Origin of the sequence: Streptomyces vietnamensis (assembly GCF_000830005.1) — a bacterium.
In the GTDB taxonomy this organism is placed as follows: Bacteria; Actinomycetota; Actinomycetes; order Streptomycetales; family Streptomycetaceae; genus Streptomyces; species Streptomyces vietnamensis.
In genome coordinates this window covers 114,074-138,597 of the sequence record NZ_CP010408.1, presented here as the reverse complement: position 1 = coordinate 138,597, position 24,524 = coordinate 114,074, and the positions used below count along the sequence as shown (strand labels likewise).

The 24,524-nt window shown below is 69.9% G+C and carries 20 protein-coding genes; 17 read left to right on the top strand and 3 right to left on the bottom strand.

The annotated features are described in order from the left end of the window. Positions 1–23: 23 nt before the first annotated feature. On the bottom strand, positions 24–1,118 hold the full coding sequence (locus tag SVTN_RS39985) for a barstar family protein (protein ID WP_052499826.1): 1,095 nt from the start codon (positions 1,116–1,118) through the stop codon (positions 24–26). 420 nt (positions 1,119–1,538) lie between these two features. Between SVTN_RS39985 and SVTN_RS39980 the strand changes: the two genes are divergently transcribed. The 4 genes from SVTN_RS39980 to SVTN_RS39965 all read left to right on the top strand — a co-directional run bounded on the left by SVTN_RS39980 (position 1,539) and on the right by SVTN_RS39965 (position 7,316). Continuing rightward, complete coding sequence (locus SVTN_RS39980; RefSeq protein ID WP_245728051.1) at positions 1,539–2,204, top strand: restriction endonuclease; 666 nt, start codon at positions 1,539–1,541, stop codon at positions 2,202–2,204. A gap of 212 nt (positions 2,205–2,416) precedes the next feature. Then, positions 2,417–4,972: a DUF6185 family protein gene (locus SVTN_RS39975; RefSeq protein WP_159026596.1), complete on the top strand. Its 2,556-nt coding sequence runs from the start codon at positions 2,417–2,419 to the stop codon at positions 4,970–4,972. A gap of 713 nt (positions 4,973–5,685) precedes the next feature. Further along, complete coding sequence (locus SVTN_RS39970) at positions 5,686–6,648, top strand: ParA family protein (protein WP_159026595.1); 963 nt, start codon at positions 5,686–5,688, stop codon at positions 6,646–6,648. Then, positions 6,645–7,316: a hypothetical protein gene (locus SVTN_RS39965; RefSeq protein ID WP_041134844.1), complete on the top strand. Its 672-nt coding sequence runs from the start codon at positions 6,645–6,647 to the stop codon at positions 7,314–7,316. Before SVTN_RS39970 ends, SVTN_RS39965 begins: the two co-directional genes overlap by 4 nt. Positions 7,317–7,649: 333 nt before the next feature. Here SVTN_RS39965 and SVTN_RS39960 read toward each other — a convergent pair whose 3' ends face one another. Together SVTN_RS39960 and SVTN_RS39955 are read right to left on the bottom strand one after the other, a co-directional pair. Beyond that, entirely contained in the window at positions 7,650–8,603 is a 954-nt protein-coding gene (locus tag SVTN_RS39960) for a hypothetical protein (RefSeq protein ID WP_159026594.1), read from the bottom strand. Positions 8,604–8,668: 65 nt separating this feature from the next. Continuing rightward, positions 8,669–9,604, bottom strand: coding sequence for a ParA family protein (locus SVTN_RS39955; RefSeq protein ID WP_041134843.1), 936 nt, complete (start codon positions 9,602–9,604; stop codon positions 8,669–8,671). A gap of 673 nt (positions 9,605–10,277) precedes the next feature. On the opposite strand from SVTN_RS39955, the gene SVTN_RS44580 reads away from it, so the two are divergent. The 13 genes from SVTN_RS44580 (at position 10,278) to SVTN_RS39895 (ending at position 24,476) form a co-directional block, all read left to right on the top strand. After that, positions 10,278–10,442 (top strand): hypothetical protein, encoded by a 165-nt coding sequence (locus SVTN_RS44580; protein ID WP_159026593.1) that lies wholly within the window; start codon positions 10,278–10,280, stop codon positions 10,440–10,442. Next, entirely contained in the window at positions 10,439–11,293 is an 855-nt protein-coding gene (locus SVTN_RS39950; protein ID WP_041134842.1) for a hypothetical protein, read from the top strand. Before SVTN_RS44580 ends, SVTN_RS39950 begins: the two co-directional genes overlap by 4 nt. 113 nt (positions 11,294–11,406) lie before the next feature. Continuing rightward, positions 11,407–12,927, top strand: a complete 1,521-nt coding sequence (locus tag SVTN_RS39945) for a DUF2637 domain-containing protein (RefSeq protein ID WP_052499822.1) — start codon at positions 11,407–11,409, stop codon at positions 12,925–12,927. A 481-nt stretch (positions 12,928–13,408) separates the two neighbouring features. Further along, entirely contained in the window at positions 13,409–14,107 is a 699-nt protein-coding gene (locus tag SVTN_RS41365) for a hypothetical protein (protein WP_052499821.1), read from the top strand. After that, positions 14,104–14,478 (top strand): hypothetical protein, encoded by a 375-nt coding sequence (locus SVTN_RS39935; protein WP_052499820.1) that lies wholly within the window; start codon positions 14,104–14,106, stop codon positions 14,476–14,478. Before SVTN_RS41365 ends, SVTN_RS39935 begins: the two co-directional genes overlap by 4 nt. Before the next feature lie 742 nt (positions 14,479–15,220). Next, entirely contained in the window at positions 15,221–16,111 is an 891-nt protein-coding gene (locus tag SVTN_RS39930) for a hypothetical protein (protein WP_041134841.1), read from the top strand. A gap of 50 nt (positions 16,112–16,161) precedes the next feature. Further along, the gene (locus tag SVTN_RS39925) at positions 16,162–16,431 is read left to right on the top strand and encodes a hypothetical protein (protein WP_041134840.1); all 270 of its coding nucleotides are present in this window, start codon (positions 16,162–16,164) and stop codon (positions 16,429–16,431) included. Beyond that, on the top strand, positions 16,428–17,534 hold the full coding sequence (locus SVTN_RS39920; RefSeq protein ID WP_052499818.1) for a conjugal transfer protein: 1,107 nt from the start codon (positions 16,428–16,430) through the stop codon (positions 17,532–17,534). Before SVTN_RS39925 ends, SVTN_RS39920 begins: the two co-directional genes overlap by 4 nt. Positions 17,535–17,547: 13 nt before the next feature. After that, positions 17,548–17,832 carry a hypothetical protein gene (locus SVTN_RS39915; RefSeq protein WP_041134839.1) on the top strand — a complete coding sequence of 95 codons (285 nt, stop codon included), beginning with the start codon at positions 17,548–17,550 and terminating at the stop codon, positions 17,830–17,832. After that, positions 17,829–18,446 carry a hypothetical protein gene (locus SVTN_RS39910; protein WP_052499817.1) on the top strand — a complete coding sequence of 206 codons (618 nt, stop codon included), beginning with the start codon at positions 17,829–17,831 and terminating at the stop codon, positions 18,444–18,446. The genes SVTN_RS39915 and SVTN_RS39910 overlap by 4 nt, the downstream gene beginning before the upstream one ends. A gap of 14 nt (positions 18,447–18,460) precedes the next feature. After that, on the top strand, positions 18,461–21,004 hold the full coding sequence (locus tag SVTN_RS46315) for an ATP-binding protein (RefSeq protein ID WP_041134838.1): 2,544 nt from the start codon (positions 18,461–18,463) through the stop codon (positions 21,002–21,004). Next, on the top strand, positions 21,001–23,319 hold the full coding sequence (locus SVTN_RS39900) for a hypothetical protein (RefSeq protein ID WP_041134837.1): 2,319 nt from the start codon (positions 21,001–21,003) through the stop codon (positions 23,317–23,319). The genes SVTN_RS46315 and SVTN_RS39900 overlap by 4 nt, the downstream gene beginning before the upstream one ends. Beyond that, a complete protein-coding gene (locus SVTN_RS39895) occupies positions 23,316–24,476 on the top strand; it encodes a C40 family peptidase (RefSeq protein WP_041134836.1) in 1,161 nt (386 codons plus the stop codon). Before SVTN_RS39900 ends, SVTN_RS39895 begins: the two co-directional genes overlap by 4 nt. The last annotated feature ends 48 nt before the right edge of the window (positions 24,477–24,524 follow it).

Genomic DNA, 24,524 nt, shown 5'->3' with positions numbered 1-24,524 from the left:
ACTCCTCTGGCGGCCCGGCTGGTTCACGTGAGGATCACGTGCATCCCGCCCTCGATCAGAGCTTCGATCACCAGGGCGACCAGATCGTATTGCTCACCCTCCGGCGCCAGGGCGTGGGACAGGTACCCGCGTGCAGTCGCAGCATCCCGCCAGACCAGGGTTGCGGGGGCGGTGTAGCCGAAGTTGCCGCGCAGACAGTCCAGGAGGGCATCCAGGCAGCCTCCGAAGTAACCGCCCGGCCCGTTGACGGCCTCGCCGAGTGCCAGGTAGAGGCCCGGTTCGTCCGTGACGTGCCGGCCGTCCAGCTCGTACGCGTGCCCGGCCTTCCGGTCCTGGTACTTGAGCCGACAGCCCCGCTCCCGGACAAGGTCGAGCCAGGCCCCACGCCGGCGGGTATCGAGCGCAGCCCAGGCGCCGGGGGCGTCCGGCGGGCCGGCAAGCCAGCGCTCCCAGACGGGCCGGGCGTATCCCGGTACAGGTGCGAGGTATCCGTCGAGTTCCAGATCAATCAGGCCTGTACCCCGGGAGGACGGCTGCCAGGTACGGACCTTGGGGCGCAGCAGCCGGTCGGTGAGCAGTCCGTCCCGGTCGTCCCGGATCTCCAGGCAGACCTCCTCCAGGTCCAGCGGGCGCCGGGCGCCCGTAGCTAGTGTCCGTCGTAGTCGATCACTCGGGGCGAGTCCCTGCAGGACGAGCGGAGGTTCTACGTGCTCGGGCGGCAGGACGCGGGCGAACTCCCGGCACGAACCCAGCCACCGGTACCCGTCATGCAGTCGGACAGGTCCCTGGTGTCCCTCGGGCGGGCCCTCGTAGTCGTCCAGACCGGTGAGCACGAGGCTGTCCGTTCCCGGGTACTGTCCAAGGCTCTCCGCGTCCTCCAGCAGCCAAGCATCGAGCGTCCTGTCCTCCGGCACCAGCCACACCCGGCTGCCGGCCCAGCCGCGCACCTCGGCTCCGTCAGGAACCCAGCCGAACAGTTCATACGTCCCGCGGAGGGCTTCCCGAAAGAACCCCTCTGCCTCGGCGCAGACACCCCAGACATGGCCGTTTCCCGCGTCCGTCAGCGAGTACCGTCTCTGCCCGCCATGATCCCCGTCTGCATGCACGTTGGGAATCATGCACAGGCCGGGTGTTGTACGCGAAGCGCTTTTCGTGGTCGGTGAGCGCGGCTCAAGGTTGAGCGCTCGGTCTGGCGGATGGCGCCAGCTGAAACGCTCCGTCGCAGCGGTGAGAACAGCCGCGCTCGCGGGCCCGATGACGGCCGAGCGCGCGGGGCTCCCTGTGGGCAAGCCCTTGCCTCCGTCCCTTCGAGCAGTGGGCAAGCCTTCGGGCAAGCCGCCGTGAGGAGGCTGGGTGGAGATTCCCACCATCCGGTGGGAGACGGCCTCCTGCCCGCCGGCCTTCCGGTGGGCCGGGCGCCGTGCCCTGCTTCAGGAAGGCCGGCCATGACCGGACGTCGGTACTCCCCCCGCACCGCTGCTCCACGACGCCCAGGACGAGGGCGTCGGCCCGCGCACCGCCGACGACGGGCACAGGGCATGGACGCCGGCGGCGTCCTGGTGACGGTCGCGCTCGCGGCCGTCCTCTTCCCACAGGCCCGCCAGGGGCTTGAACGCCACGGCTCCATCATCGCCACGATCGCCGTCACGGCCCTGGCCGCCGGAGTGTTGAGCCTGCTCCTGGTGAAGGCCGGACGACGTAGGTCCTCTGCCTGGGCCACGCGGCGCCGCCGCTCGGAGTGCTGGGACATCCGCTTCCTGGACAGCCTGCACCACACCGAGTTTGAGGAAGCCGTACGAGACCTGATGCGCCGCGACGGCGCACACGACGCCGTCCGGGTGGGCGGCGCCGGCGACAACGGAGCCGACGTCAAGGGGACCGATCCCGTAGGCCGCCGCTGGGTTATCCAGTGCAAGCACCGTCGTGATGGAGCGGCCGGGGCTGCAGTCGGCAGCCCGGACCTTCATGTCCTCAACGGGACCGGTCGCCCCGTCCACGGCGGCGACGTCGTCGTCCTCGTCACCAACGGCCGGTTCACCGTTCCGGCAGTGGAGTTCGCCCGCAGTCAGCGGCTGCATCTGGTGGATCGCGGTCTTCTGAACGAATGGGCCAGCGGCTCGTCTCCCCTGTGGGAGCTCCTCCCCCACCTGCCGACACCGCGGCGCACCTATATGTGCCGGAGCGCTCGCCGACTTCAGCCTTGATCGACCGTGGAGCGTGACGTTCTCTCCGCGGCGGTGCCGCCTATCCGCCAGGCGGGTAGGCACGTGGGCAGGGGTGTCCCACGGCGTACCCCTGCGTCATCATGGCGTTCGCGGATTCCAAGGGGGGAAGCTCTGTGCTGAGTGGTCATAGCCGTGTCATACGAGCCGTGACAGAGGTGGGAAGGCCGACGGTCGCCCTGGTCCTGCTCCTCATGCTGCTGTTCGCCGCCGCGCCCCCCGCTGCATCCGCCCCAGCGGACGAGTGCCAGTCCACGGAGCTGGCCACGGCAAGCGTCAGCGCCGGTGTGCTGCTGGAGCACGGAAACCGTACGTCCACGAAGGTACGGTCCGAACTACGCGTCGAGGTGCCCGCCGACTGGCCCTTCGCCAGACACCTGTTGTTGAGCGAGGAAAGTCCTGAGTACATCCGGGCGATGGCCTGTATCACCCGCCCTCCGCACAACGGTCAGTATCGGCGCTGGTCCGAGTGGCGCGACGGCCCGCCCTTGGTAACGGCCGAGAAGGACGGCGGGGTGACGGTCGTCGACCGGGCGCACACCTGGGTCAACGTGGACGACACCGTCCACGCCGGCCTCTGGAGCGTGCGCGCGGACGGAGACCGGTGGACGGTCCGGCTTCTCCTGCCTCGCGCTCTCGCTGGCGCCCACTGGACCGAGATCAAGGTGGACCCCGGCGGCCCGGGCGCCGAGACTGCAACGCCGTTGCCCGACGGGGGCGAGGGTGCCACGGCACTGTTGTGGCATCCAGCGTCGTCAGACAAAGCGTCGGTGGCCGAAAAGGGGAAGCAGGAGTCCGGCAAGAAGCCGCTCGCGACCGAGCCGGTCCCCGCGGTGACCGTTCGACTCAAGCCTTCCTGGCAGCGTTCCTGGAGCGCTCAGAGCAATCGACCGGGCGCCGTGCTGCTGAACCGCAGCGGCTACATAATCGCCAGCATCGTGACCAGCGTGCTTCTCCTTTGCGGGGTTGTCCTCTACCGCAGGCGGCCCGCTCCTCCCACTGCCCGGCAGGACCGCACACTGCGGAACCTCGCGCAATGGGCCGTGGCGTCCACGTTCCTTGCCCTGCTGACAGATGGCAGAGCGGTGTTTCAGCGGTATGGGGAACACTGGAACGAAGCCTTCTGGAGGAACGGACTAATCCTCCGCGACCACGGCTTCGCCCTCGCATTTGTGGCCGTGCTGCTCTTCGTGGCGCGCCCGACTCGCCGTACCTGGGCAGCGCTCGCTGGCCTGACGGTGCCGCCCTTGCTGGTGGCGGTGGTGCCCGGCACATTCGACCTGCGCCACGAGGCATCCGGCCTCGCGCTTGCGGCCACGGCGACAGCGTCCCTCTGTCTCTTCTCCCTGTGCTCGCTTGCATGGGTGGCCGCCGCCTGGCGCCTGGCCACGGACGGGGGGCTGCTGCCCGGAAGCCGCCGCTTCCCAGGGAACGACCGGGTTCTGAAACTCCGCCTCGCCGGGCCGGCCATCCTGGCCTGGACGATCTTCGTATCGGCCTTCTTCGTTCTCACCGAGGAACGAGCTTGGCAGCGGGCTTCCTGGCTCAGCGACCGCACAGTCCCTGAGTACGGCCTCGATCACTGGAACGACTTCGTGTGGGAGGCCCTGTCCTCCGTGCCCGGGGCTCAGGACTGGCTCTCCTCGTACCTGTGGCTGCTGACAACAATCGCGATGCTCGCCGTCCTGCGGGCATGGCGCTCAGCTACCACCGTGTCCCCCCTCGAAGAACCGGCCGACCGGCTGCTCTTCATCACCTTCTTCGGAGTGGTGGGCACATTGCCCGGCGGATACGTCGCCGGCTTCAGCACGATCTCCGTGCTGTGGCAGCTCTTCGGCATGCTGGCCTTGTACGGGTTTGTGGCACCGTTCACGGGGCGCTCCGTCCTCTCACAGCCCCTCGAAGGTTCGGGGCACTCCCTGGCGACGGTGGTGGCCCCAGCCGGCCGGGCGGCACTCCTCGACAAGTCCCGCTCCTACCGTGAGATCCACGCAGAACTGCGCCGCCTCGATCAGGGCCTGTTCGGTGACGTACCTCCGAAACGCAGCGATCTCGAACAGAACCTCAGCGACCTGCACAACTGGCCTGCGAGCCCGCCCTTGCCGGGAGGCGCGGACCGGCTTCCAGCGAAAGTCTCCGTGGTGGACGCTGCCCTGGCACTGGGGCCGCGGGACACGTGGTGGGCCAACGGCAGCCGGTGCGCCCGTCTGTCTCTCGTCCCTGCAGTGCCCGCGTCCTTCCTCATGATCTGGGTCTGGCACATCCGTGGCGAGGGCTGGACGGAGGTCCTCTCCGATCAGTTCGGTGTCCCCAGCCTCCTGCTGTCACTTGTCAGCTGGGCCGCGACCTGGACCGGAGCTGCCTTCGTGCTCGGTGCCCTGTGGCGTCAGCTTCCCGGGCAGCGAGGGGCGGCGAAAGCCCTGCCAGTGACCCTTGCGTTCGCGCTGCCAGTCGCCGCCGACGGACTGGTCCTGCACTTCACAGAGGAGAGCACCGCAGGTCTGGCGTTCGCGGTGTCAGCAATGCTCTTCGTCCTGACGGTCACCGGCATCGCGATGGACTTCGACACCTTCCGCACCGAGCGACGCTACTGGCAGAGCCGCATGGGTCTCCTCCTGTCCGTCTACCAGATGCGCTACTACTCCCTGCAGTTCGCCTATCTCATCGCCCAGATCGTCGCCATGATCAGCATCTGGCAGTTCCTCGCCGAACCCGACGCCGCTCCCCAGCCCCCTGAGCCGAAGGGCTAAGCCTTGCCCCCGCATCATGCCGGGCTCGATCCGAAGGACACCCACAGGGCCGGCGGCGAGTCCCGCCGCCGGCTCCACGAGGAGCGGCCACTGGTTCCAGGAGGGCGGCCGATGCCGCCTCTGGCTCAGGTCTGCAGGGAGCAGCTCGTTGCAGACTGGGCAGTACACGGTGCCTTCGACTACCAAGCGGAGCCGAAACCGGCTGACGGTTTCGTACGAGATGGACCGGGCTCGCTCGGACGCTGAGAAGCCGGGCCTGCGGATCGATCAGTAGCGTATGACGGATACCGAGCTCGTGTTCGCGCATGTAGAGGAGCTCTCGGTCCTCGGCGCGCGGTGGCTGTGAGCCACTCGGACGTTGCCGTCGGCCAGGCCATCAACTGCACGGGCGCCGCGGACACCGCTTTCTGGTTGTCTTCTGCCCTTCAGGTCAGGTGAGCCGGAACTGTGCGGCGAGTCATGCATCCCTGCAGCACCGCACGGAGCCCCTTCGCTCGATGAGACGCTCGAGCCATGCGGTTCCGCTAGGGAGCGGACTATATAGCGTGCTAGACGCCGTGCACCGAGGACCGCTATAGATCAGGGCCGGCTGGAGGAATCACACCGTCCTACGGCGCGGCGAGCACAGCCCCCATGGCACCACACATACAGTCATTCATCACACATAGGCCGTGATTATGTAAGAAGTGGTGCATATGCCTCACTATCGACGCTTGCTCGAGCTTGCGGACCTTGCCGCAGCACGGTCTGCACTGCGGCGCAGGCTCCAGCTCGTTCAGGGCAGCCCGCTGATCAGCAAGGTCATCGTCATCGTCAACGGGAAGGGCGGCGTCGGGAAGAGCAGCACCGCCGCCGCGTTCGCCGCCGCTCTGGCCAAGCTCGGGCTGAAGGTGCTGCTGGCCGAGCTGGACGAACAGGGAAACAACGCGGAAGACCTCGGTTTCACTGGAGGCCCCCTCGATGACGGGGGACGCGCGCAGGCCGCAGCCATTCTCGACGGCAAGCCACTCGTTCCAACCGGCGAAGCGCGCCCAAACCTGTTCGTACTCCCCGGCGGTCCCGCACTCGAAGAAGTCGTCGAGGAGCTGTACTGCCAGCGCCGCGCAGCGCGGCACACAGACGACCTCGACGAGCAGGCCGCGTGGACAGCGATGTACGCGGCTGCCATCGATGCTGTAGCCGACGACTATGACGTCATCATCCTCGACGTCGCACCCGGGTGTGAACCGCTCCAACTCCAGGCCCTCGTCGCGGGGCACCGCGTCCTGATCCCGACGAAATCCGACCCGTCGTCCCGAAAGGGCCTGCGTACGGTCGCAAGACGGTTCGCTCAGGCGGTTGCCCTGAACCCGGTGCTCCGGCTCCTGGGAGTCATCATCTTCGCGACGAACTCCTCCGCCACGCGGGTACAGGAAGACATCAAGAGCCAACTGTCCGCTGACCTTCGGGGTGCCGCGCCAGTCTTCGAGCAGACGATCCGGCATGTCGAAGCTGCGGCCGTGACCTGCCGGAAGCTTGGCAAGGTGCCCCAGGAACTGCGCCTGAGCAAGACGCTCGAACCGGCCGCGCGTAGGTCGATGAGCGCCCTGGCGGGGGACTACCAGTCCCTCGCGATCGAAGTGATGCAAGCCAAAGCAGCGATGGATCAGCAGCAGACGGAGGAGCTCGCCGCATGACAGCCCAGGCAGACGAGAAGCGTGGAGGCTTGCCCGAGGACGAAGGACTCGAGGCCTTCGGCGCGGCCGCGGCCGTGGCTTTCCAGTCCCGGTCCCGTGTCGCGAGCACGGCGTCCGGGGGGTCGGTGAAGCCGGACAGTGCGCCGGGAAACCGCTCGGACCGCGAGCCTGCTCTGCCGATCGAGGCGCCCGCGCCTCGGCCGAGTGCGGCCACGCCGCTTCTGCGCCGACGCGGTACGGACCAGTGCATGGTCATGGTTGACGGGCATGTGCGGCTGCGGTTCGAGCGGTACCAGACGGCGCAGAGGCAGACGACGGGCCGGGAGCCCACCAATGCCGTCGTGGTGCGGCGAGCTGTCCTTCACGCTCAGCGCCACGATCTCTACGCGGAGATGCTGGCCCGTCTTCAGGCCGACAACCGGCCCTCGACTGACGAGGACGACGACCCGGACGGCTTGTTCGGGACACCGGAACCCAGCCAGCGGCTGGCGCGAGGAAGGGTTAAGAACCGTGAGCAGCTGTCTTTTCGCCCCTCCGCCCACGAACTCGAAGTGATCGACGGGCTCGCCAGCTCGTGGGCGTTCCCGAGCCGTTCTGACTTCGTCAACGAGGCCTTGCACGTGTTCCTGCCGGCCCTGAAGCGCGAGCGCAGCAGGACGATCGACTGACCTGCCGAGGGGAAGGTCTGGGAGGACGCCGGGGCCGGTGGGCCAGCGAGGCGTCCTCCCAGACCCGCAAACCGCAGAAATCGTGCATCTCTAGAGAAAATCGACCCGCAGAATGGGGTGCTGGAGCGCCGTTCGCGAGGGGCCCGGCATGAGGCGACCCTCTGGCGCCCGAAAGGCCGCCAGGAGGCCAGGCAGAGCTTTTTGCAGGCGTCAGGTTCGATTCTTGACTCCGAATACGGCTCTGGCCGGGTGGCAATCACGCTGTCGCGACCTGTCTCGCCGACAACAGCGTCGGGGGCCTACCGAACTCGGCAGGCCCCCGACGCTGATCGGCTACTTGGTCCGCGCTTCGAGCGACTTTCCGATTCCGTCGCCCGCTGCGCGCATCTTCGTGATCAGATCGTCGGTGAACGTCGGATACGCCTCACCGGCTCGACGCACCAGGGACGGGCTCAGCATCCGGTGAGCCTTCTCCAGCAGGTTCGCGGCCTCGATGAGCTTCTTGACATCAGGGTGATCAGTTGCCGTCGAAGGGGCGCCACCACCGCTCTCCTCGCCTCCCGTCCCTACCCCCGCCGTTGACGGGGAAGCGACTGGCTGGCCGCCCTCCGTGGGAGCCGGGGGGCGTTCCAGTTCAGGAGCACCGGCCGTCGAGGCGGCAGGCGCCGCGGCTTCCGTATCCTCGGCATGCGGCAGTGCACGAACCTCGGCGCCACTCTCCACGCTTGTGCGCGGCTGAGGCGGTGCCACGACGCTCGCGACCATTTGCCGTACTTCTGCAGCAGAAGCCGACCGCAGGGGCGGAAGCTGGGCGACCACGTCTCTGATGACCTGCGCGGTGACCCTCTTCACGTTACGTGCGATCGTGTCGTAGACCGTCACGGCCGTCTGGTCGCCGGCCTCCTTGGTGATGCCGGTCAGCTCGCGGACCTGAGACTCCTTCGGCTTCCACCCAAGTTGGGAGAGCGCCTGCCCGACTCGCCACTCTTCCACGAGCCGATGCATCTGCGGCTCGGAGATCTCGAACTCCTCCCAGACGAAGGTGGCGAAGTTCGCATGCACCCTCCTCTGCAAGTTGCCGGTCTTGATCGTCTCCAGAGACTTGCCCGCGACCCAGAACGCATTCTGGAGATTGCGTACACCTGCCTTGCAGGCCTCGAAGTCAGCCTCCTCCTGCGGCGACAGTTCTCCTTGGCCTGCAATCTCGTATGGCGCGGGAATCGTGTCCAGAGTCGTGCCCGGGAGCGCTTTGACCACGACCTGCGCCTGCTGGACGGCGATGCTCATGCCGGGTCCCATGAGGCCGGTGCCCCGGTGGTCCTCAGCGGGGTCGTCGTCGAAGAGTCCGGAGCTCACTGTGCTGCCTTCCTGCTGTAGTCGAGAATCTCAAGGTTCAGACGCCGCATGTCCGCGGCCAGGCCGGTGATCGCCTCGGGGACGACGTCCTCCACCCTGGCTCTGCCGGCGGCAACGTCGTAGCTCTTGGCGCTGGTAGGCAGGAGCGCGGCGTACTCGGGGAAGAGGAGACCCAGGTTGCGGGCGCCCACTGCCGGCTTCTCCCGGTAGCCCACGATGGTCGGCAGGATCGGGGTGCCTTCGCCCAGGGTCGATCGGATCTTCTCCTTGACCTGGGCATGCAGCTGTCCGGCGCTCGGGTTGGAGGCGTACAGGAAAGCGCCGGCGACCCTCAGCCACGGGTTCACCTGCTTCCGCACGATCTTGAAATTGCGGGCGATGCGCTTCATCCCGTTGATCGAAGAGGAATCGGAGCGCGTGGGCACATAGAGGTGCCTGGCGGCTGCGAGGGCAAGCTGCTCGAGGGAGTCGTTCTCGGGCGCGGAGTCGAGGACGATCCTGTCGTAGAACGGCGCGATGGGCTGCAGAGCCCGCGCGAGCGAGAGAGCCACACCAGGGCCTTCCGCTCCCATGAGGCGGGCCATCAGCAGGGGGACAAGCTCTCCCACGGCTTCGCCCCCGGGCACGACGTCGAGGTTGGGCCTCACATCGCGTACGGGAACGAGGGGGATCCGCTCGGAGATGGCACGGTACAGGCCCTGGCCTTCCAGTACGGACGGCCCGTCCGGAGGCGTGCCCCGGCCGAACTCCTTGACTCCGAGGTCGTCGTCGTCCTGGCTGGTCACGCAGATAAGGAGGGTTCTCTCGCCCTGCTCCGCACAGTGCGCTGCGAAGTGGGCCGCGACAGTGCTCTTACCAACCCCACCCTTCCCCGTACCGATGACGGTGCTGTTCTCGGGTGGTTCGACGAGTTCCATGTCCTCGCTGAGCATCGGCGGCGCCCTCTCATTCCTACTCACCGTTCCCCAACGAGACACGGCAGGACGCATCCTGACACACCAGTCCGTGCAGAGAGAGGGGCCTCAGGCATCGAGCTCTCCAATTGGAGAGCTCTCCTTCACTACCTCTGGAGCAACGGGCGTCCCCTCCTGTCTGGTTGATCAAGACGCTGACGTTCAAGCAGCAGCGCGTGACCTGCATCACTCTGTAGGTGTTTGATCACGTTTACTGCACGCAGAGCACGACCCTGCTCGTGGTGGAGCTCTCCAATTGGAGAGTTCTCCTCCTTCTTGGGCTCTCCAATTGGAGAGCCCTCCCGCCCCATCGGCTCTCCAATTGGAGAGCTCATCGAGCCCTGTGCCTGTCGGTGCCTCGTCCCGGTCACCGCATACAGCTTGGTTGACGCACCGATCTCGAGGTCCCTCGCTGTCCAGCCGAGGGACCGGACAGACGGCGGAGATGTCTCTACGCTCCACGACGCACAGTGCGGCCGCTGATCACCGACCCTTGCGTCCGGCTGCATCCGCTGGGGCCCGATCAGCGTTGAGCGGCGCGCGCAGAACTTACACCGAAGAAGGGACCCATTCCGGCCCGAGCACCCGCTCCTGTTGGACACCCTGGTCACCACCACACCGAACTCTGACCCAGGCCACTGAAGGGGGAGAGATGTCCCTGCTCAACCGCAAGGAACACCGCGAAGAGAACTGTGACTGTTCGAGGTGTCCCATCCACGAAAGGACCCGCGACGCCGTCCTGGTCGCGGTGCTCTCCAGCGTCGCGGCCGCGCTGGCGACCGCCGCGGCAAGCCTGGTCACAGGACTCGTGCGATGAAACATCCGAACCAGGACCTGGACACAACGCTCACGATCGACGACCTCCTCAAAATGGCCCACAACCACGGCTTCCCACAGGTCAGCCGGCGCCTCGTCACCGACTGGATCGAGATCGGCTTGCTGTGCAGGCCGGAGTTCCAGAAGACCACCCGGCACGGAAGCGGAAAACGCACCTTCCCGCTCGTTCAAGGGCACCTCTTCATCGCCGCGCTCCGGGCTAGGAGGGACCTTCCTCAGCCCCTGCGGTATCGCCGCAGCGTGTCACTCCGGATCGTGATCTACCTGTGGCTGCTCGGCCTCGTGACGATCCCTACCGAACAAGCCAGGCGCGCCTTGAGGACGTTCTGCCAGCAGCAGTTCCAGCTCCCTCAGGGATCCCTCCAGGACAACGCCGCCATGCTGGTCCGGTTAGTCACCCACCCTGACGCGCCCCGAGCACAGATACGCAAGGCCACGCTCGTTCTGGAGAACGCTCTGGCGACGAAGCAGGTGCGCTGGGACATCGTCGAGTCGGCACTCACGGAGGTCTGCTCTCCATGGCCGGCCCGACCTGGGCAAAGGATCGAGCGAGGACTCCTCCTCGATGGAGAGCCAGCCGGGATACCTGAGTTCGTAGACGGGCTGCGAGCCATACACCAGGCGGCAGTCGCTCTCGCGGCGGAGCAGATCACCGCCGAGCAGTTGGACGAGGCCCGAAGCCGGTACCTGCAGCGCTTCGGGCCCAGAGCGATCGCCAAGTCCGTCGGCGTCATGCTTTCCGGGAGGCCCGCAACCGCTGACATGGGGGGTCCCGAGATCGAGCGCTTCCACTTGATTCTCAGCGATCTGGTGAACCGTGCCGCATCGTGAAGCCCTGACGTGATCACTATTCGTAGACGATCGGTGCCAGAGTCACGGCGATCCGGCCGCGCCCTGTAGGGGACATGAGAGTGTGAGAGCTGCTCAGACGTGAGGGGCAGCTGATGCGGGAGGGACGGGGCGACGTGGCCGCGGGAAGTACGACGAAGCCGGAGCTGACGCGGGCACACCGCGTTCTGATCGGGATGGTCATCGGCGGTGCGTTGATCATCGCGGGGATTGGGTTCGCGGGTTCCTATGCCGCCGTACGTGAGCTCGCCCTGCAGAAGGGCTTCGGCACCTTCTCGTACTTCTTCCCGATCGGCATCGACGCCGGCATCTGCGTGCTCCTCGCCCTGGACCTGCTGCTGACATGGCTGCGGATCCCGTTCCCGCTGCTGCGTCAGACGGCCTGGGTGCTGACGGCCGCGACGATCGCCTTCAACGGTGCAGCAGCCTGGCCCGACCCGCTCGGCGTCGGCATGCACGCCGTCATCCCAGTCCTGTTCGTGGTCGCTGTCGAGGCCGCCCGCCATGCGGTAGGCCGGATCGCGGACATCACCGCGGACAAGCACATGGAGGGCGTCCGGATCACCCGCTGGTTCCTCTCCCCGGTGCCGACGTTCCGGCTGTGGCGGCGCATGAAGCTGTGGGAGATCCGCTCCTACGAACAGGCCGTGAAACTGGAACAGCACCGGCTCGTCTATGAGGCGCAGCTGCACAGCCAGTACGGCCGCCGCTGGCGTCGTAAGGCTCCTGTGGAGGCACTCATGCCGATGAAGCTGGCTCGCTACGGTGTGCCGCTGGCCGAGACCGCCCCTCACGTCCTGGAAGCGGCCGGGCTGAACCTGAGCACCACGGTGACGGTGGAGCGCGCCGACGACCAGGCGGCGGCCGGCGAACACCAGCGAGCCCTGGAAGCCGGCGAGAGCGAAGCGGCCAGGGGCAAGGCGAACGAGGTCGAGGAGCTGCCGCAGTCCGAGTCAACCGCTGCGGCACAGGACAACGTGGAGGACGACCAGGCCCTGGCGGAGCCGGTGGCCGATCGGCTGCCGGCCACGCCGGAGCTGACCGATGACCAGCCGGTCGTGGCCGACGGTACCGGTGTCCTTCCCGGCGGGGGCGCGGCTGTCGAGCGCCAGGCCGTCGTCGAGCCCCACCCGTTCTTCGAGCCCGTCACGCCGCAGTCCTTCGCCGCGCCAGCGGCTCCGGTGGTTGCCAAGCCCTACGTGCGTGAGCCGGTGGCGGCGCCGAGCGCCGCAGCAACCGGCGGGAACTGGGACGGCGGGAAAATGCCGGAGCAGACGTCGCTGGACCTCCCCTCCGTGCGGCCAGCGGATCCGTTGGGCGAGCCGGCCCTCTGGGAATCCACCGCCACCGACACGGGAGCGGCGACCGCGCGGCTGCCCGAGCAGCAGACAGAAGAGCCGGAACTGGACCCCGTTCAGCAGCAGGTCGTGACCGTCGCCGAGTGGCTAAGCGAGGCGGAACAGGCGGGAGAGAAGCTCTCCGGTGCCGAGGTCGCCCGGCGCCTGGGGGTCTCACCCAAGACCGGTCAACGCCGCGTAATCGACGCGCAGCGGCACCTGGCGGAGCAGCGCAAGCAGCAGGGCCGAGCGCACCTTCGCTCCGTCAAACGCAGCTGACCGAACACCTCCGCCGGAAGCGGTGACCGGTCATCGGTCACCAGCTCCGGACGCCTCCGGCAGCCGTCCGGCTGTGACCGATGGCGTGTGACCGATCCCGTGACCGATAGCTGGCTCCTCCGGTGACCGGTACCGCGCACGGTGACCGGTGACCGATCCGGGCTCCATCGGTCACCGGTCATGACCGGTCTGAGGACATCGGTCACCCGTCCGCCGCATCCTCGCCCCGTCCCTGCCGGGCGAGCCTGCGCACCCGAATCCCGAGGCCTGCCCACCTCCACAGGGGGTGGCTTGCCCAAGTTGCACGGACCGGTCACGAGAGGGCTTGCCCGCACCCTCGCCAGGCTTGCCCCATCGGTCACGGGCGGCTTGCCCGGGTAGAGGGCAAGCCTGTCACCTGGTCCTTTGGAACGGAGGGCAAGCGTTCGGGCAAGCCGGTCTGAGGAGCGTGTACGGCACGAGATCCGAAAGGAGACGTGCCGTGCACGACCCCGCTCTCACCGCTGGCAGGATCTTCCGCTGCCTGGACGCCGACCGGGCCGCGCTGCGCGCTGGCAGGCAGGTCCCGGCCGCCGCGGCCAGCCGGCTCGTGACCGACCGGCTGGCTGGCGAGATCGCCGTCGAGACCGACGGCGTGACCGGTTCCTGGGTGCGCCCCCTCGGCCCCGCGCAGCTGCTCGCCGCACTCTGGCCTGGCAGCGGTCGCCTGACCGGCGAGCTGACCGATGCCGTCCTGCGTGCCCTGCTGCGTTGTTCGGCCGGTCATGACCGACCGGTCACCCCTGCCGCCCGCATCCTCTGTCGCACCGCCGCCGTCCCGGCCGCCGAGGCGGCCGCCCACGTCGGCGCCGCCGCCAGAGCCTCGCAGCACCGCAGCTCGCGTGCTTCCTCTCCGGTCATCGTCCGCCCGCTGTCACGGCAGGAGATCCGCGGGCCTCGGCCCACCTCGGCGTCGCCGGCCGACGACGAGGTACACGTCCCGCTCACCTATGCCCTCACCGTCATGGCTCACGTCGGTCGGTGGGAGATCGCCGGCCGCGCCGGCGCCCCCGCTCACGCGGCCGCGGCCATTTCCAGCGCTGGTGTCGGAGCCCAGTCGCCCACGTCCAACGCCATCACCATCACTGGGCCTGCCCCGGCCGACCGAACCAAGACCGCCACCCTGGGGAGCCAGCTGTGAGCAACACGTTCGCCCGCCCGCGGGCCCAGCGCCTGTTCGGCGCCCTGTCCTGGTTCACCGTCTGGGTCGCCGCCATCGGCACCGTGGTCCTGGCGCTCACCGGCGTGCCGGATGCCTGGTGGCCCGAGACCGGACAGGCCTTCGCCGCCAGCTACCCCACCCCCACGCAGCCGGCCCCGTCGCCCGCCAAGGAGAGCGAGGCCTGCGCCCTGATCCTGGGCCCGGCGCACGACTACTGCCTGAGGGGCGTCACACAGACCGCCCAGCGCGGACCGGGGAGCTCTGGCGGCACTCCGGAACGGGCCCTGCTGCTTGTACCGGTCGCACTCGGCCTCACGGTGGTCCTGCGCCTGCGGAGGAGCCCCCGATGAGCAGCGGCCCGCGCAGGTGCCCGATGGGCAGCGATCACCTGGTCGACGCTGGCGGAGTCGGCGGCGAGCTCATCGGATGCTGTTTCCTTCCGCGCCCCGCTGGCCCGCGGCGTCATCCGTCGTCAGCGGTGGCCGCGAGATCGGGCTGCCGGGCGGCCCGCAGACGGTCCCCGACTTATCGCAGTCGTGGCCACCTTTGTGGTGCTGATCCTGTCCCGCACGGGGCGGGGCCGACACGGGTGGAGTGGCCTGGTGGCGCTGCTCGGCCCAACGTTCGCGGCCGCTTTCACACTGCGATCGGTCACGGCCAGGCGCCTCGGGGAGCCGTCCGGCCGTGACCGATCGGCCTGTGACCGATCCCGTGACCGATCGCGGGAGCCGCCGGTGACCGATGCCGCGCCTGGTCACCGGTGACCGATCGAGGCCCCATCGGTCACCGGTCATGACCGACGCGCGGCCGCCGGCCACCCGTCCATTGCCCCCTCGTCTTCCCTGTCTTCCGGTACGCCCGCGTACCCGAACCAGCGGGCTTGCCCGCCTGCGGGGGGAGGCTTGCCCGGGTTGCACGGACCGGTCACGAGGCGGCTTGCCCACCCTCTCGCCAGGCTTGCCCCATCGGTCACGGGCGGCTTGCCCAGATAGAGGGCAAGCCGCCCATCTGCGCTTTTAGGGCTGCGGGCAAGCCTTCGGGCAAGCCGGCCTGAGGAGTGTGTACGGCACGAGATCCGAAAGGAGACGTGCCGTGCACGATGTGCTGCACCCCGCCGCCGGCGGCGGGTTCTTCGACCGGCTGGACGCCGACTGGGCCGCGCTGTGCGCGGACCCCGGCCTCCAGCACGCGGTGACCGACTGGGTGACCGATGGCCACCTCGGCGACGACATCGCGGCCGTGACCGATTCCTGGGCCGGCTCCCTGGGGCCCGCGCAGCTCCTCGCCGCGCTCCGTCCGGCGGCCGACGGCGTTACCGATGCGCTGACCGATGCCGTCCTGCGAGCCCTCCTTCAGCGCGCCGCCGGCCGTGACCGATCGGCCGCTCTCGCCGGCCGCGTCATCGTCCAGGCGATGCTCCCCGCCGTCATCCGCATCACCCGCGGACAGGTCCGTGCGACCGGTGGCCGCACCCGGGACGCGATCGGTCACATGACCGTGGCCGCCCTCTACGAAGTGGCCCGCTCCGGCCGCATCCACCTCCGCCCCGGCCGGCCCGCCGCCAACCTGACGCTGGACACCCTGCGCCAGGTCCTGGCCGAGCTCGCCGCCGAACAGGGCCCCGCGGGGGAGGACCTCGCGGCCGCGGAACACATCGCCGACCCGGCGCCGGGCCCGTACGAGATCACCCGCGCCCGCACGGTGCGCGCGGCCGCCACCGAAGCTGGCCTCCACGCCGGCCCGGCCGATGACGAAGCGGCACCGGCCCGGCTGGAGCTCCTGGAGCTCCTCCTTGACGCGGTGCGCGACGGCGCGCTGTCCACCGCCGACGCGCAGGCGCTGGCCTGGCACCACATCAGCGGCGGGATCCCGGACGACGAGGTCGCCGCCCGCGCCGGGACCACGGCCGGCGCCTGGCAGCGCCGCCGCTCCCGGGCCCTGGCCCGCTTCAAAGCATCCCTCCGGTCCAAGGCCGCGGCATGAGCTGGACCACCGCCCCGGCCACCGCCCGCTCCCCCCTTTGGAGATGTGTCTTGACCACACCCGCCGTCGCGCAGTCGCTGGACGCGGATGAGGAGCGCGTCACCCGCGCCCAGCGTCTGCTCATCCACCTCGGCGCCGCCCTCGTCGCCTGCCCCTTCGACACCGGCACCTACGACAAGCTCCGCGCCTTCCTCGACGAGGACGCGGAGCCGGTCCTCGCCTCGCTCGCCGTGCTGCGCCGTCGCCCCGAGGCCGAGCTGCGCAACCGGATCGCGGAGCTGGCCGGCCACAACCTGCGCTCGGCCGGAGGTACGGCATGAGCCCCGTGGGCACCGGCCGACGGAAGCCGGCCGCACCGGCGGAGCCGCAGCCGGCGGCTGTCCAGGAGCCTGAGGCCGAGAAGGACGCCGGCTGGGTCGGGGGCTGGTCGACCGGCGCCCAGGCCAACTCGGCCGCGCTGCTGCGCTGGCTCGTCTGGGGCCTGATCGCGCTCGGGCCGCTCCTGGGCGCCCTCGCCTACCTGTCGGTGCCCACCACATCCGCGGCACCCGCCCCGAAGGCCGCACCGACCGCACCGACCGCGAGCGGCGGCCAAGGTGCGGCCGGCTTCGCGGTCCTCTTCGTCGCCGCCTACCTGTCCGCAGGCGACGGAGACGAGGCCAAGCTCGCCGCCTACTACCCGCCAGCTGCCAACCTCCAGCTCGAAGGAGTCTCCGGCCAGCACCGGGGCGAGCAGCTGACCGTCGTCCGGCTCCGTCAGACCGACACCGCCGTCTGGTCGGTCACGGTAGCGGCCCGCGTCATCGGCGCGCAGCCGTCGGCGACGCCGTCCGCCCAGCCAGGCGTTTCCCCGTCTCCGGAGGCCGACCCGGTGCGCTACTTCCAAGTGCCCGTGGCCACGGCGCCCGGCGCCGGGGGAGCGACCGCGTACACGGCGCTGGCGATGCCGGCCGAGGTCGCCGGGCCCGAGCGGGCCAAGTCACCGGAGCTGGTCTACGGCGCGATGCGCCCGGCTTTGCCGTCCGACCCGCACACCCAGGCGGTCACCAGCTTCCTGACGGCCTACCTCACCCGGGCCGGCGCCGAGCTCGACCGCTACCTCGCCCCCGGCACCCGCCTGGCCGCCCCGTCTCCGGCCCCGTACTCGGGCATCGCGGTGGACCAGCTCGCCGTCGAGGGCGAGACCGGCGGCGAACCGGTCGTCTCCGTTCCCGGCGACGGCACCACCCTGCGCCTGCTCGTCACCCTCCGTGCCACCGGCCAGGACGGGGTGCGGCTTCCGCTCACCTACGCCCTGACCCTCAAGGCCCGCGCCGGCCGCTGGGAGATCGCCAGCCTCGACGGCGCCCCCGCCGTCACCTCACCGACCCCGGCCCCGTCCGCCTCCGGCTCCCCGGGCCCGGCGACTACCCCCACCGCATAGAAGGAGCACCGTCATGCCTCCCACCATCATCCTGGCCGCGGGCTGGATCCAGACCGGCACCGGCCTCGGCAACGACATCAAGGGCCTGATCTTCAACGTGGCCATCCCGGTCCTGTGCGGGTTCTTCGTCATCGTTGTCGGCTGGAAGACGAAGGCACCCGGACCGACGATCATGGCCGTCATCTTCGCGGCGATCGTCTGGGGCCTGTCCGCCAACATGGCCACCCTCAAGAACAAGACGACCGAGGACATCGTCCAGTACCAGGGCGGCGCCAACGCCGTCCGGAGCGACCAGTGACCGAGGCCGCCGGCGGTGGCGAGCTGGACTTCGAGCTGATCGGCCGCTGCTACACCAAGGCCCGGCGGGCGCCGCTGGTCCACGGGGTGATCCGGGACGTCAACGGCGGCCGGGGGATCCGGCTCCCCGGCGGCCCGTACACCCTCACCCAGCTCGCCGGGATCGTCTCCACCGTCGCCGCCCTGATCCTGACCCGCCCGCTATGGGGCGGCCACGGCTGGCTCGACGTCGTGCTCCTGATCGTCCTGCCGTTCGCGGTGGCGTTCGTGCTCCGCCATCTCCACATCGACGGCCGCAACCCCGCGGCCGCCCTGCTGAGCATCGCCCTGATGCTGGCCGCGCCCCGACGCGGCCAGCTCCGCGGCCGGGCCTACCGACCGGCCCGGCCCACCCGTGGCGACACCCGTATCCACCTGCTCGCAGGCCCATCGCCCGCCGAAGCCACGGCCCCTGCGAGCGGCGCGGCCCGCACACCGGCCGCTGCCCGTCCGAAGCCGGCAGGGCCCGGGCCCGCAGAACCTGCAGCGCCTGCCGATCCCACGGCGCCTGCCGCACCGGTGGCCTCGGGGGCGCAGGCCCTGCTCGCCCGCCGCATCCCCACACCCCGTACCTGACCGGAGAACTGACGATGCGCCTGCCGATCCGGCATGTCCAGCAGAACCTGATCTTCACCACCCACGGCACCGTCTGGGCCGTCTGGCGCGTCGCCGCGACCAACTACTCCCACGCCCCGGCCGCCGTGAAGCGCCGCCGCCTCAAGGCGCTGGAGGGCTTGTTCAAGGCGCTCACGGGCGAGCCGATGCTCATGAGCCTGTGCCCGCAGATCGACCCGACCGCAGTGGTCCGCGCCATGGTCGACGACATCGACCTCGAGCGCGCGCCCCGCTACGAGCGTCTCGGGCACGCCGTCCTGGACCAGCTGGAGACCATGGAGCTGACCGGACGCACCGACTGGCTCGCGCTCCCGCTTCCTCCGCTGTCCCAGAAGGACGCGGTGCTGTCCGCGTTCCGGGCGGCGCGGGCGGAAGTCGCTCTGCAGCTCGGCCTGATGCCAGCCGTCGTCACCGACGCGGAGGTGCAGCGGCGTCTGGAGCAGGCCCAGCGGATCCAGGCCCAGTGGCCGTCCGGTGTGTCGATGCGGCCGGCGTCCGAGGCGGAGATCCTGTGGATCTACGGCCACAGCGCACGCCGGGGGCTCGCGGAGCCGTTCCTGCCGGACGGCACCGAGACCCCGGTCCGGGGCCGCGGCCGGAACGTCGCGGCCCTGGGGGAGATCCTCGTCGCCGAGGGCGGCGCCGACTTCACTACCGCCCCCGCCCTGCCGGCCAACCCCTTCACGCGGCGCTTCCTTCAGGTCTCCAGCGAGTGGGGCGACTCCTACCAGGCGCTCCTGGCCCTCTCGGAGATGCCCGAGGCATTCGCCCTGCCGGGGGCCGCCTACCTCCAGCAGCTTGACGACCTGGCCTACCCCGTCGACTGGACCGCCCGGCTCGTCGTCGTCCCCGGCGCGAAGGCCGAGCCGAAGATCCGCAAGCGGGCCCGGCACCTGAAGGCGCAGGCCGCCGAGTACGAGGGCGACCCGGCCGGCCCGCCCGCCGCCGTCGCCCGCAACCAGGCCGACAACGAGGAGTACCACGAGCGGATCACCGCCAACCGGCGCGAGGTCGAGATCCGCGCCATGGTCACCCTCGCCGTGTGGGGCGACAGCCCCCAGGACGCGATGGACCGCGCCGCCGCCCTCGCCAGCGACTTCGGCTCCACCGACTACACCTTCTCCCGACCCGCCGGCGAGCAGACCAGCCTCTGGCAGGCGATGCTGCCCGGCTGCCGCACCCCCCGCGTCATGGTCGGCTACGCGCAGATCCTCCTCGCGAAGGACTTCGCGATGGCCATGCCCTGGTGCGGCTCCCAGCTCGGCGACGAACGCGGCGGCCTCTACGGTCTCCAGGTCGCCTCCGGCGGCGCCCGCCCCGTCCTGATCGACCCCGCTCGCGGTCCCCGCGAGAACGCGTCCGCATCGATGGCCTGGCTCGGCGAGCTCGGCGCCGGAAAGTCCGTCGGCATGAAAACCGCCGTCTACAACGTCCTCGCCCGCGGCCACCAGCTCGGCCGGCCCGGCAGCCGCGGCCGCGCCGTCATCGTCGACCGCACCACCGACCAGGAATGGGCCCGCTTCGCCCAGGCCTGCCCCGGCACCACCCAGCTGATCCGCATCGACCACACCGCCGCGGTCTCCCTCGACCCCCTGCGCCTGTACGTGAAGACCAGCCCCCAGGTCGCGGCCCGCTTCACCGAGTCCTTCCTCACCCTGCTGCTCGGGGTCAGACCGATGGACCTCGAAGGCGTCGCCCTGTCCGAAGCCGTCCAGGCCGTCCTGGCCAGGCCGGAACCGTCGATGCGCGCCCTGATGGACGAACTCACCGCGCGCAGCGCCGGCGACACGGCCGCCCACGGCCTGGCCCGCAAGCTCGCCGCGGTCGCCCGCAAGGACCTGGCGAGGGTGGTGTTCGACGAGACGCTGCCGGTCGTCGATACCCAGCGCGCCGACAGTGTCGTCTTCCTCGTCAACTCGCTCGCCCTGCCGAAGAAGTCCGAGCTCGCCTCCGAGCACCGCATGCAGCGCCTGGAGTTCGAGAAGGTGCTGGGCCGGGCGCTGATGTACCTGATCGCGGCAGTCTCCCGCGAAACCGCGATGCGCTCCCGCGACGAGTTCGCGGTCACCGTCTTCGACGAGTGCTGGTGGCTCACCTCCAGCGACGAGGGCCTGGAGCTGCTCCTGGAACTGGTGCGCGACGGCCGCAAGAGGAACGCCGCCGCCTACGTCGGCAGTCACGACGCGGACGACATCGGGCCGGCCGACAGTGAGAAGGGCGCCATCGTCCGCGGCCTCATCCCGCACCGGTTCGTCTTCCGGCAGACCAGCCGCACGCTCGCCGCGCGCAGCCTCGAATTCCTCGGCGTGGACACCGCCGACACCGACCTGCTGGACCTCGTGACCGGCGGTCTCTCGCCGCTCGGCCTGCCCGAGGACCAGCGCCGGGCCCGCGCGGGGGAGTGCCTCTACCGCGACCTGGCTGGCCGTATCGGCCTCATGCGGGTCCTCATCCCCATGGACCGGGCGATCGAGCGCGTCATCCACACCACCCCGACCAGCGAACAGGCCGCGGCATGACGGCCCGTCGCTCCCCGTGGCAGCGACTGCGTCTGCTCGGCGCAGCCCGTCTGCGTATTGCCCTGCTCCTGGCGGCGCTCGCCGCCACCGTCTTCACCCTGCTCACCGCGCTGCCCGCCCTCGCCGAGCCGAGCCCGTCCCCGACTCCCACCAGCCCGTCGGCGGCCAACCCCCTCGGACCGCCCACTCCCGGCACGCGTACGCCCACCCCGGAGGAACTCGCCGAGATCGAGAAGATCCTCGACGAGCTCAACAAGCGCGTCACCGGCACCATGCAGGAGGCCTACCTCAAGGCCGAGGAGGAGCGCCTGCGCAAGCTCCTGCCCGACGAGGGCGGTGTCCTCGCGGTCTTCAACGTCACCGACGCGCACAACCTGCCGATCTCGGCCTACACCGTCAAGTCCGACACCGGAGGCCTGACCGACTGGGACCTCGGCATCCAGAACCTGATCACCGAACTCTGCTTCATGATCACCAAATGGGTCATCGCGTTCTGCTGCTGGCTCATCGCCTGGTCCCTCGGCTTCGGCCTCGCCAAACTGCTCCTGGCGCCCGTCCTGTCCGTCGCCAACTCCCTGCACACCCAGGTCATCCTCCAGATGGGGCTGCCCAGCCTCTTCCTGTCGGTGTGCGCCCTGGTCACCGTCGCCCGCATCTTCTTCGGGGACCGGGCCAAGGGGTGGGGCGACGCAACCCTGTCCCTCCTGATCGCCGCGCTCACCGCCACGCTGCTGTCCTCACCCCCGCAGCTCCTGCTGGGGGAGCAGGACGGCGCCATCGCCGCCGCCCGCGGCCTGGCCCTCGAAGTCGCCGACATCATCCTCGACGCCAACCCCGGCGAGCGGGAGAAGGCCCCCGACGCCGAGGACTCGGCCAGCAGCCGAGCGCTCTCCCGCCCGCTGACCAACGCCCTGACCGACGCCTTCATCGTCAAGCCGGCCATGCTCCTCCAGTACGGCCGGGTCTTCGAAGGCGACTGCGCGAAGAGGTACTCCAACACCAAGATCACGCAGCTCGCCTACGACCGGGCGCTGAACCAGCAGATGGAGCGGCTGAAGAAGTTCAACAGCTACCGGGCCTGGATCGACCCCTCCGGCGCGGCCATCACCGACTGGACCCTGCCCATCGCCAAGCAGTGGGCGCTCGACCACTTCGGCAACTCGCCGATGGAGCAGTTCGAGCAGCGGTGCGTCCAGGGCGACGTGCAGGCCGCCAAGCGGGCCTCGCTGGACAAGGTCGGCGGAGCGATCTTCCTGCTCGTCGCCGCCCTGATCGTCACCGTTCTGATCGCCGGCCTCGCCGGCAGCTTCCTCGTCGCGCAGGGCCGTATCGCCTGGGACGCCGTACGTGCCGAACCCGCCCTCGTGGCCGGGCTGATGCCCGGCGCCGGCCGCGCCTTCCTGTGGGACTGGGCGGCATCCGTGCTGCACTCCCTCGGACAGCTCCTCGCCTCCATCATCGGCCTCGCCGTCCTCATCCTGATCATCCAGGCCGTCCTCGACCCTGTGCAGCAGGACTGGGGCACCGAACTCACCCTCCGGTTCCTGGCCGTGGACATCGTGTGCATCGGCGCGATCAAGAAGCGCAAGGCCCTCACGGTCCGGTCGAAGCAGGTCGCGGCGAACTTCCGCGCCAAGATGTCCGCCGCCCGGATCGGCGGGACCCACGGCAGCGTGTTCACCCCGTCCTCCACGCCGGTGGCGAAGAATCAGAGCATCGCCCGCAAGATCACCCGCGGAGCGGTCCGCACCGCGATGGTCGGTGCAGCCCTCGCCTCGGGCAACCCGGCGGCCGCAATCGGCTACGCCACGTCCTCCAGTGTCAGCACCGTCGCCCTGATGAACCGGATCCAGTCCGGAGGCAAGGGCCGCGGCACCCGGCCAGCCCGGCCGGCGGGCCCCCAGCCTCAGCCCCGGCCGGGCAACACAGGGAATCCTGGCCAGAGGCCCCCCGTACCACCACAGCCCACTCAGCCCCCGAACCCGCCCGGCAGCACCCCGGCGAACCAGCCGCCGGGGGGACCGGCGCAGAACCCGGCCACCAGCAGCGGCCCGGCGACCACCACCCCGAACCAGCCCAACCCGCAGGCAACGCAGACGACAAGACAGCGGGCCCAGCCCCGCCACCCGGCGCCGACCCAGCCCGCAGCCTCGCCGCGACAGCAGCAGCTCCGGCAGCGCCTGAACCGTGGCAGCCGGCGCCAGCCCGTCACACGCCGCGTCATCTCCGTGACCCCGCGGCCGAGCGCCGCCTCCCTCAGCCGTAACGAGCAGTGGGAACTAAACCGTCGTCGCCGCCAGCAGGGGCGTTCATGAAGAAGGGGAGCACACGGTGGCTGGCCGGCGCCGCCGGGCTGATCGGGCTGGGACTCGTCCTGCTCGCCGCGATCGCCGCCCACGTCGCCGGCCTTGGCCAGAGCGAGGCCGAGGCCGCCGCGGCCTCGGCCCGCTGCCCCAATGCCGACCAGCCCGAACTCGACCCGGAAACCACCGACATCGCCCACAAGGTCAAGGAGATGCTGGCCGGCAGCGGCGACGTGAACGTCCCCGGCCTCTCCGAGCCCGAGAAGCAGGTCCCCAACGCGAAGGTCATCGTCGCGACCGGCATCCAGAAACGGGTGCCCGCCCGCGGACAGGTCGTCGCCCTCGCCACCGCCCTGCAGGAGTCCACGCTGATCAACCTCGACCACGGCGACCGTGACTCGCTCGGCCTGTTCCAGCAGCGACCCTCCCAGGGCTGGGGGACCCGCGAGCAGATCATGGATCCCGTCTACGCGTCCGGGAAGTTCTACGACGGGCTCGTAAAGATAAAGGACTGGGAGCAGATGCCGGTCACGGTGGCCGCACAGAAAGTCCAGCGCAGCGCGTTCCCCGACGCGTACGCCAAGCACGAACCTCTCGCCACGGCCCTCCAGCAGGCCATCGCCCCCACGCTCGGCGCCGCACCCGCCGGACCGATGCCGGGACAGCCCGGCCTCGGCGGAGGCTTCGGCACCGGCGGGTGCTCTGGCGAGGGCACCGCTGATTTCGGGGAGATTCCGCCCGGCACACTGCCGGAGGGGTACCAGATCCCGGCAACGGCGCCGCTGGAGGTCCGCACCGCGATCCGCTGGGCCCTCGGCCAGCTCGGCACGATGTACCAGTGGGGCGGCAGCTGCACGAACCCCCACGGCAGCAACCCGGCTGAACGGTGCGACTGCTCGTCCCTGACCCAGCGCGCCTACGGAGTCGCCGGCAAGGAGATCACCCGCACCACCTACACCCAGATCCACGACGGCCGCGCCGTCCCGACGAACGCGATCCAGCCGGGTGACCTCGTCTTCGCCGTCGGCTCCGCCTCCGCTCCCGAGCACGTGGCCATGGCGATCGGCTACGGGTACGTCGTACACGCACCGAAGCCAGGCCGCGTCGTGGAGGTCACCAAAGAGGTCAACCTGGGCCCGATCCTCGTTGTCCGACGCATCGTCGGGTGAACCACACATATCGTTTCCCGCCCCGCCGATGAACGGGCCAGCTCCGCT

Coding starts and splice junctions, on each gene's coding strand:
- SVTN_RS39975 (WP_159026596.1), top strand. CDS start 2,417: ATGCTGCTGTTCGCCGCCGCGCCCCCCGCTGCATCCGCCCCAGCGGAC.
- SVTN_RS39960 (WP_159026594.1), bottom strand. CDS start 8,603: ATGAGCATCGCCGTCCAGCAGGCGCAGGTCGTGGTCAAAGCGCTCCCG.
- SVTN_RS39985 (WP_052499826.1), bottom strand. CDS start 1,118: ATGATTCCCAACGTGCATGCAGACGGGGATCATGGCGGGCAGAGACGG.
- SVTN_RS44580 (WP_159026593.1), top strand. CDS start 10,278: ATGTCCCTGCTCAACCGCAAGGAACACCGCGAAGAGAACTGTGACTGT.
- SVTN_RS39950 (WP_041134842.1), top strand. CDS start 10,439: ATGAAACATCCGAACCAGGACCTGGACACAACGCTCACGATCGACGAC.
- SVTN_RS39965 (WP_041134844.1), top strand. CDS start 6,645: ATGACAGCCCAGGCAGACGAGAAGCGTGGAGGCTTGCCCGAGGACGAA.
- SVTN_RS46315 (WP_041134838.1), top strand. CDS start 18,461: ATGCGCCTGCCGATCCGGCATGTCCAGCAGAACCTGATCTTCACCACC.
- SVTN_RS39980 (WP_245728051.1), top strand. CDS start 1,539: ATGGACGCCGGCGGCGTCCTGGTGACGGTCGCGCTCGCGGCCGTCCTC.
- SVTN_RS39920 (WP_052499818.1), top strand. CDS start 16,428: ATGAGCCCCGTGGGCACCGGCCGACGGAAGCCGGCCGCACCGGCGGAG.
- SVTN_RS39955 (WP_041134843.1), bottom strand. CDS start 9,604: ATGCTCAGCGAGGACATGGAACTCGTCGAACCACCCGAGAACAGCACC.
- SVTN_RS39900 (WP_041134837.1), top strand. CDS start 21,001: ATGACGGCCCGTCGCTCCCCGTGGCAGCGACTGCGTCTGCTCGGCGCA.
- SVTN_RS39945 (WP_052499822.1), top strand. CDS start 11,407: ATGCGGGAGGGACGGGGCGACGTGGCCGCGGGAAGTACGACGAAGCCG.
- SVTN_RS39915 (WP_041134839.1), top strand. CDS start 17,548: ATGCCTCCCACCATCATCCTGGCCGCGGGCTGGATCCAGACCGGCACC.
- SVTN_RS39895 (WP_041134836.1), top strand. CDS start 23,316: ATGAAGAAGGGGAGCACACGGTGGCTGGCCGGCGCCGCCGGGCTGATC.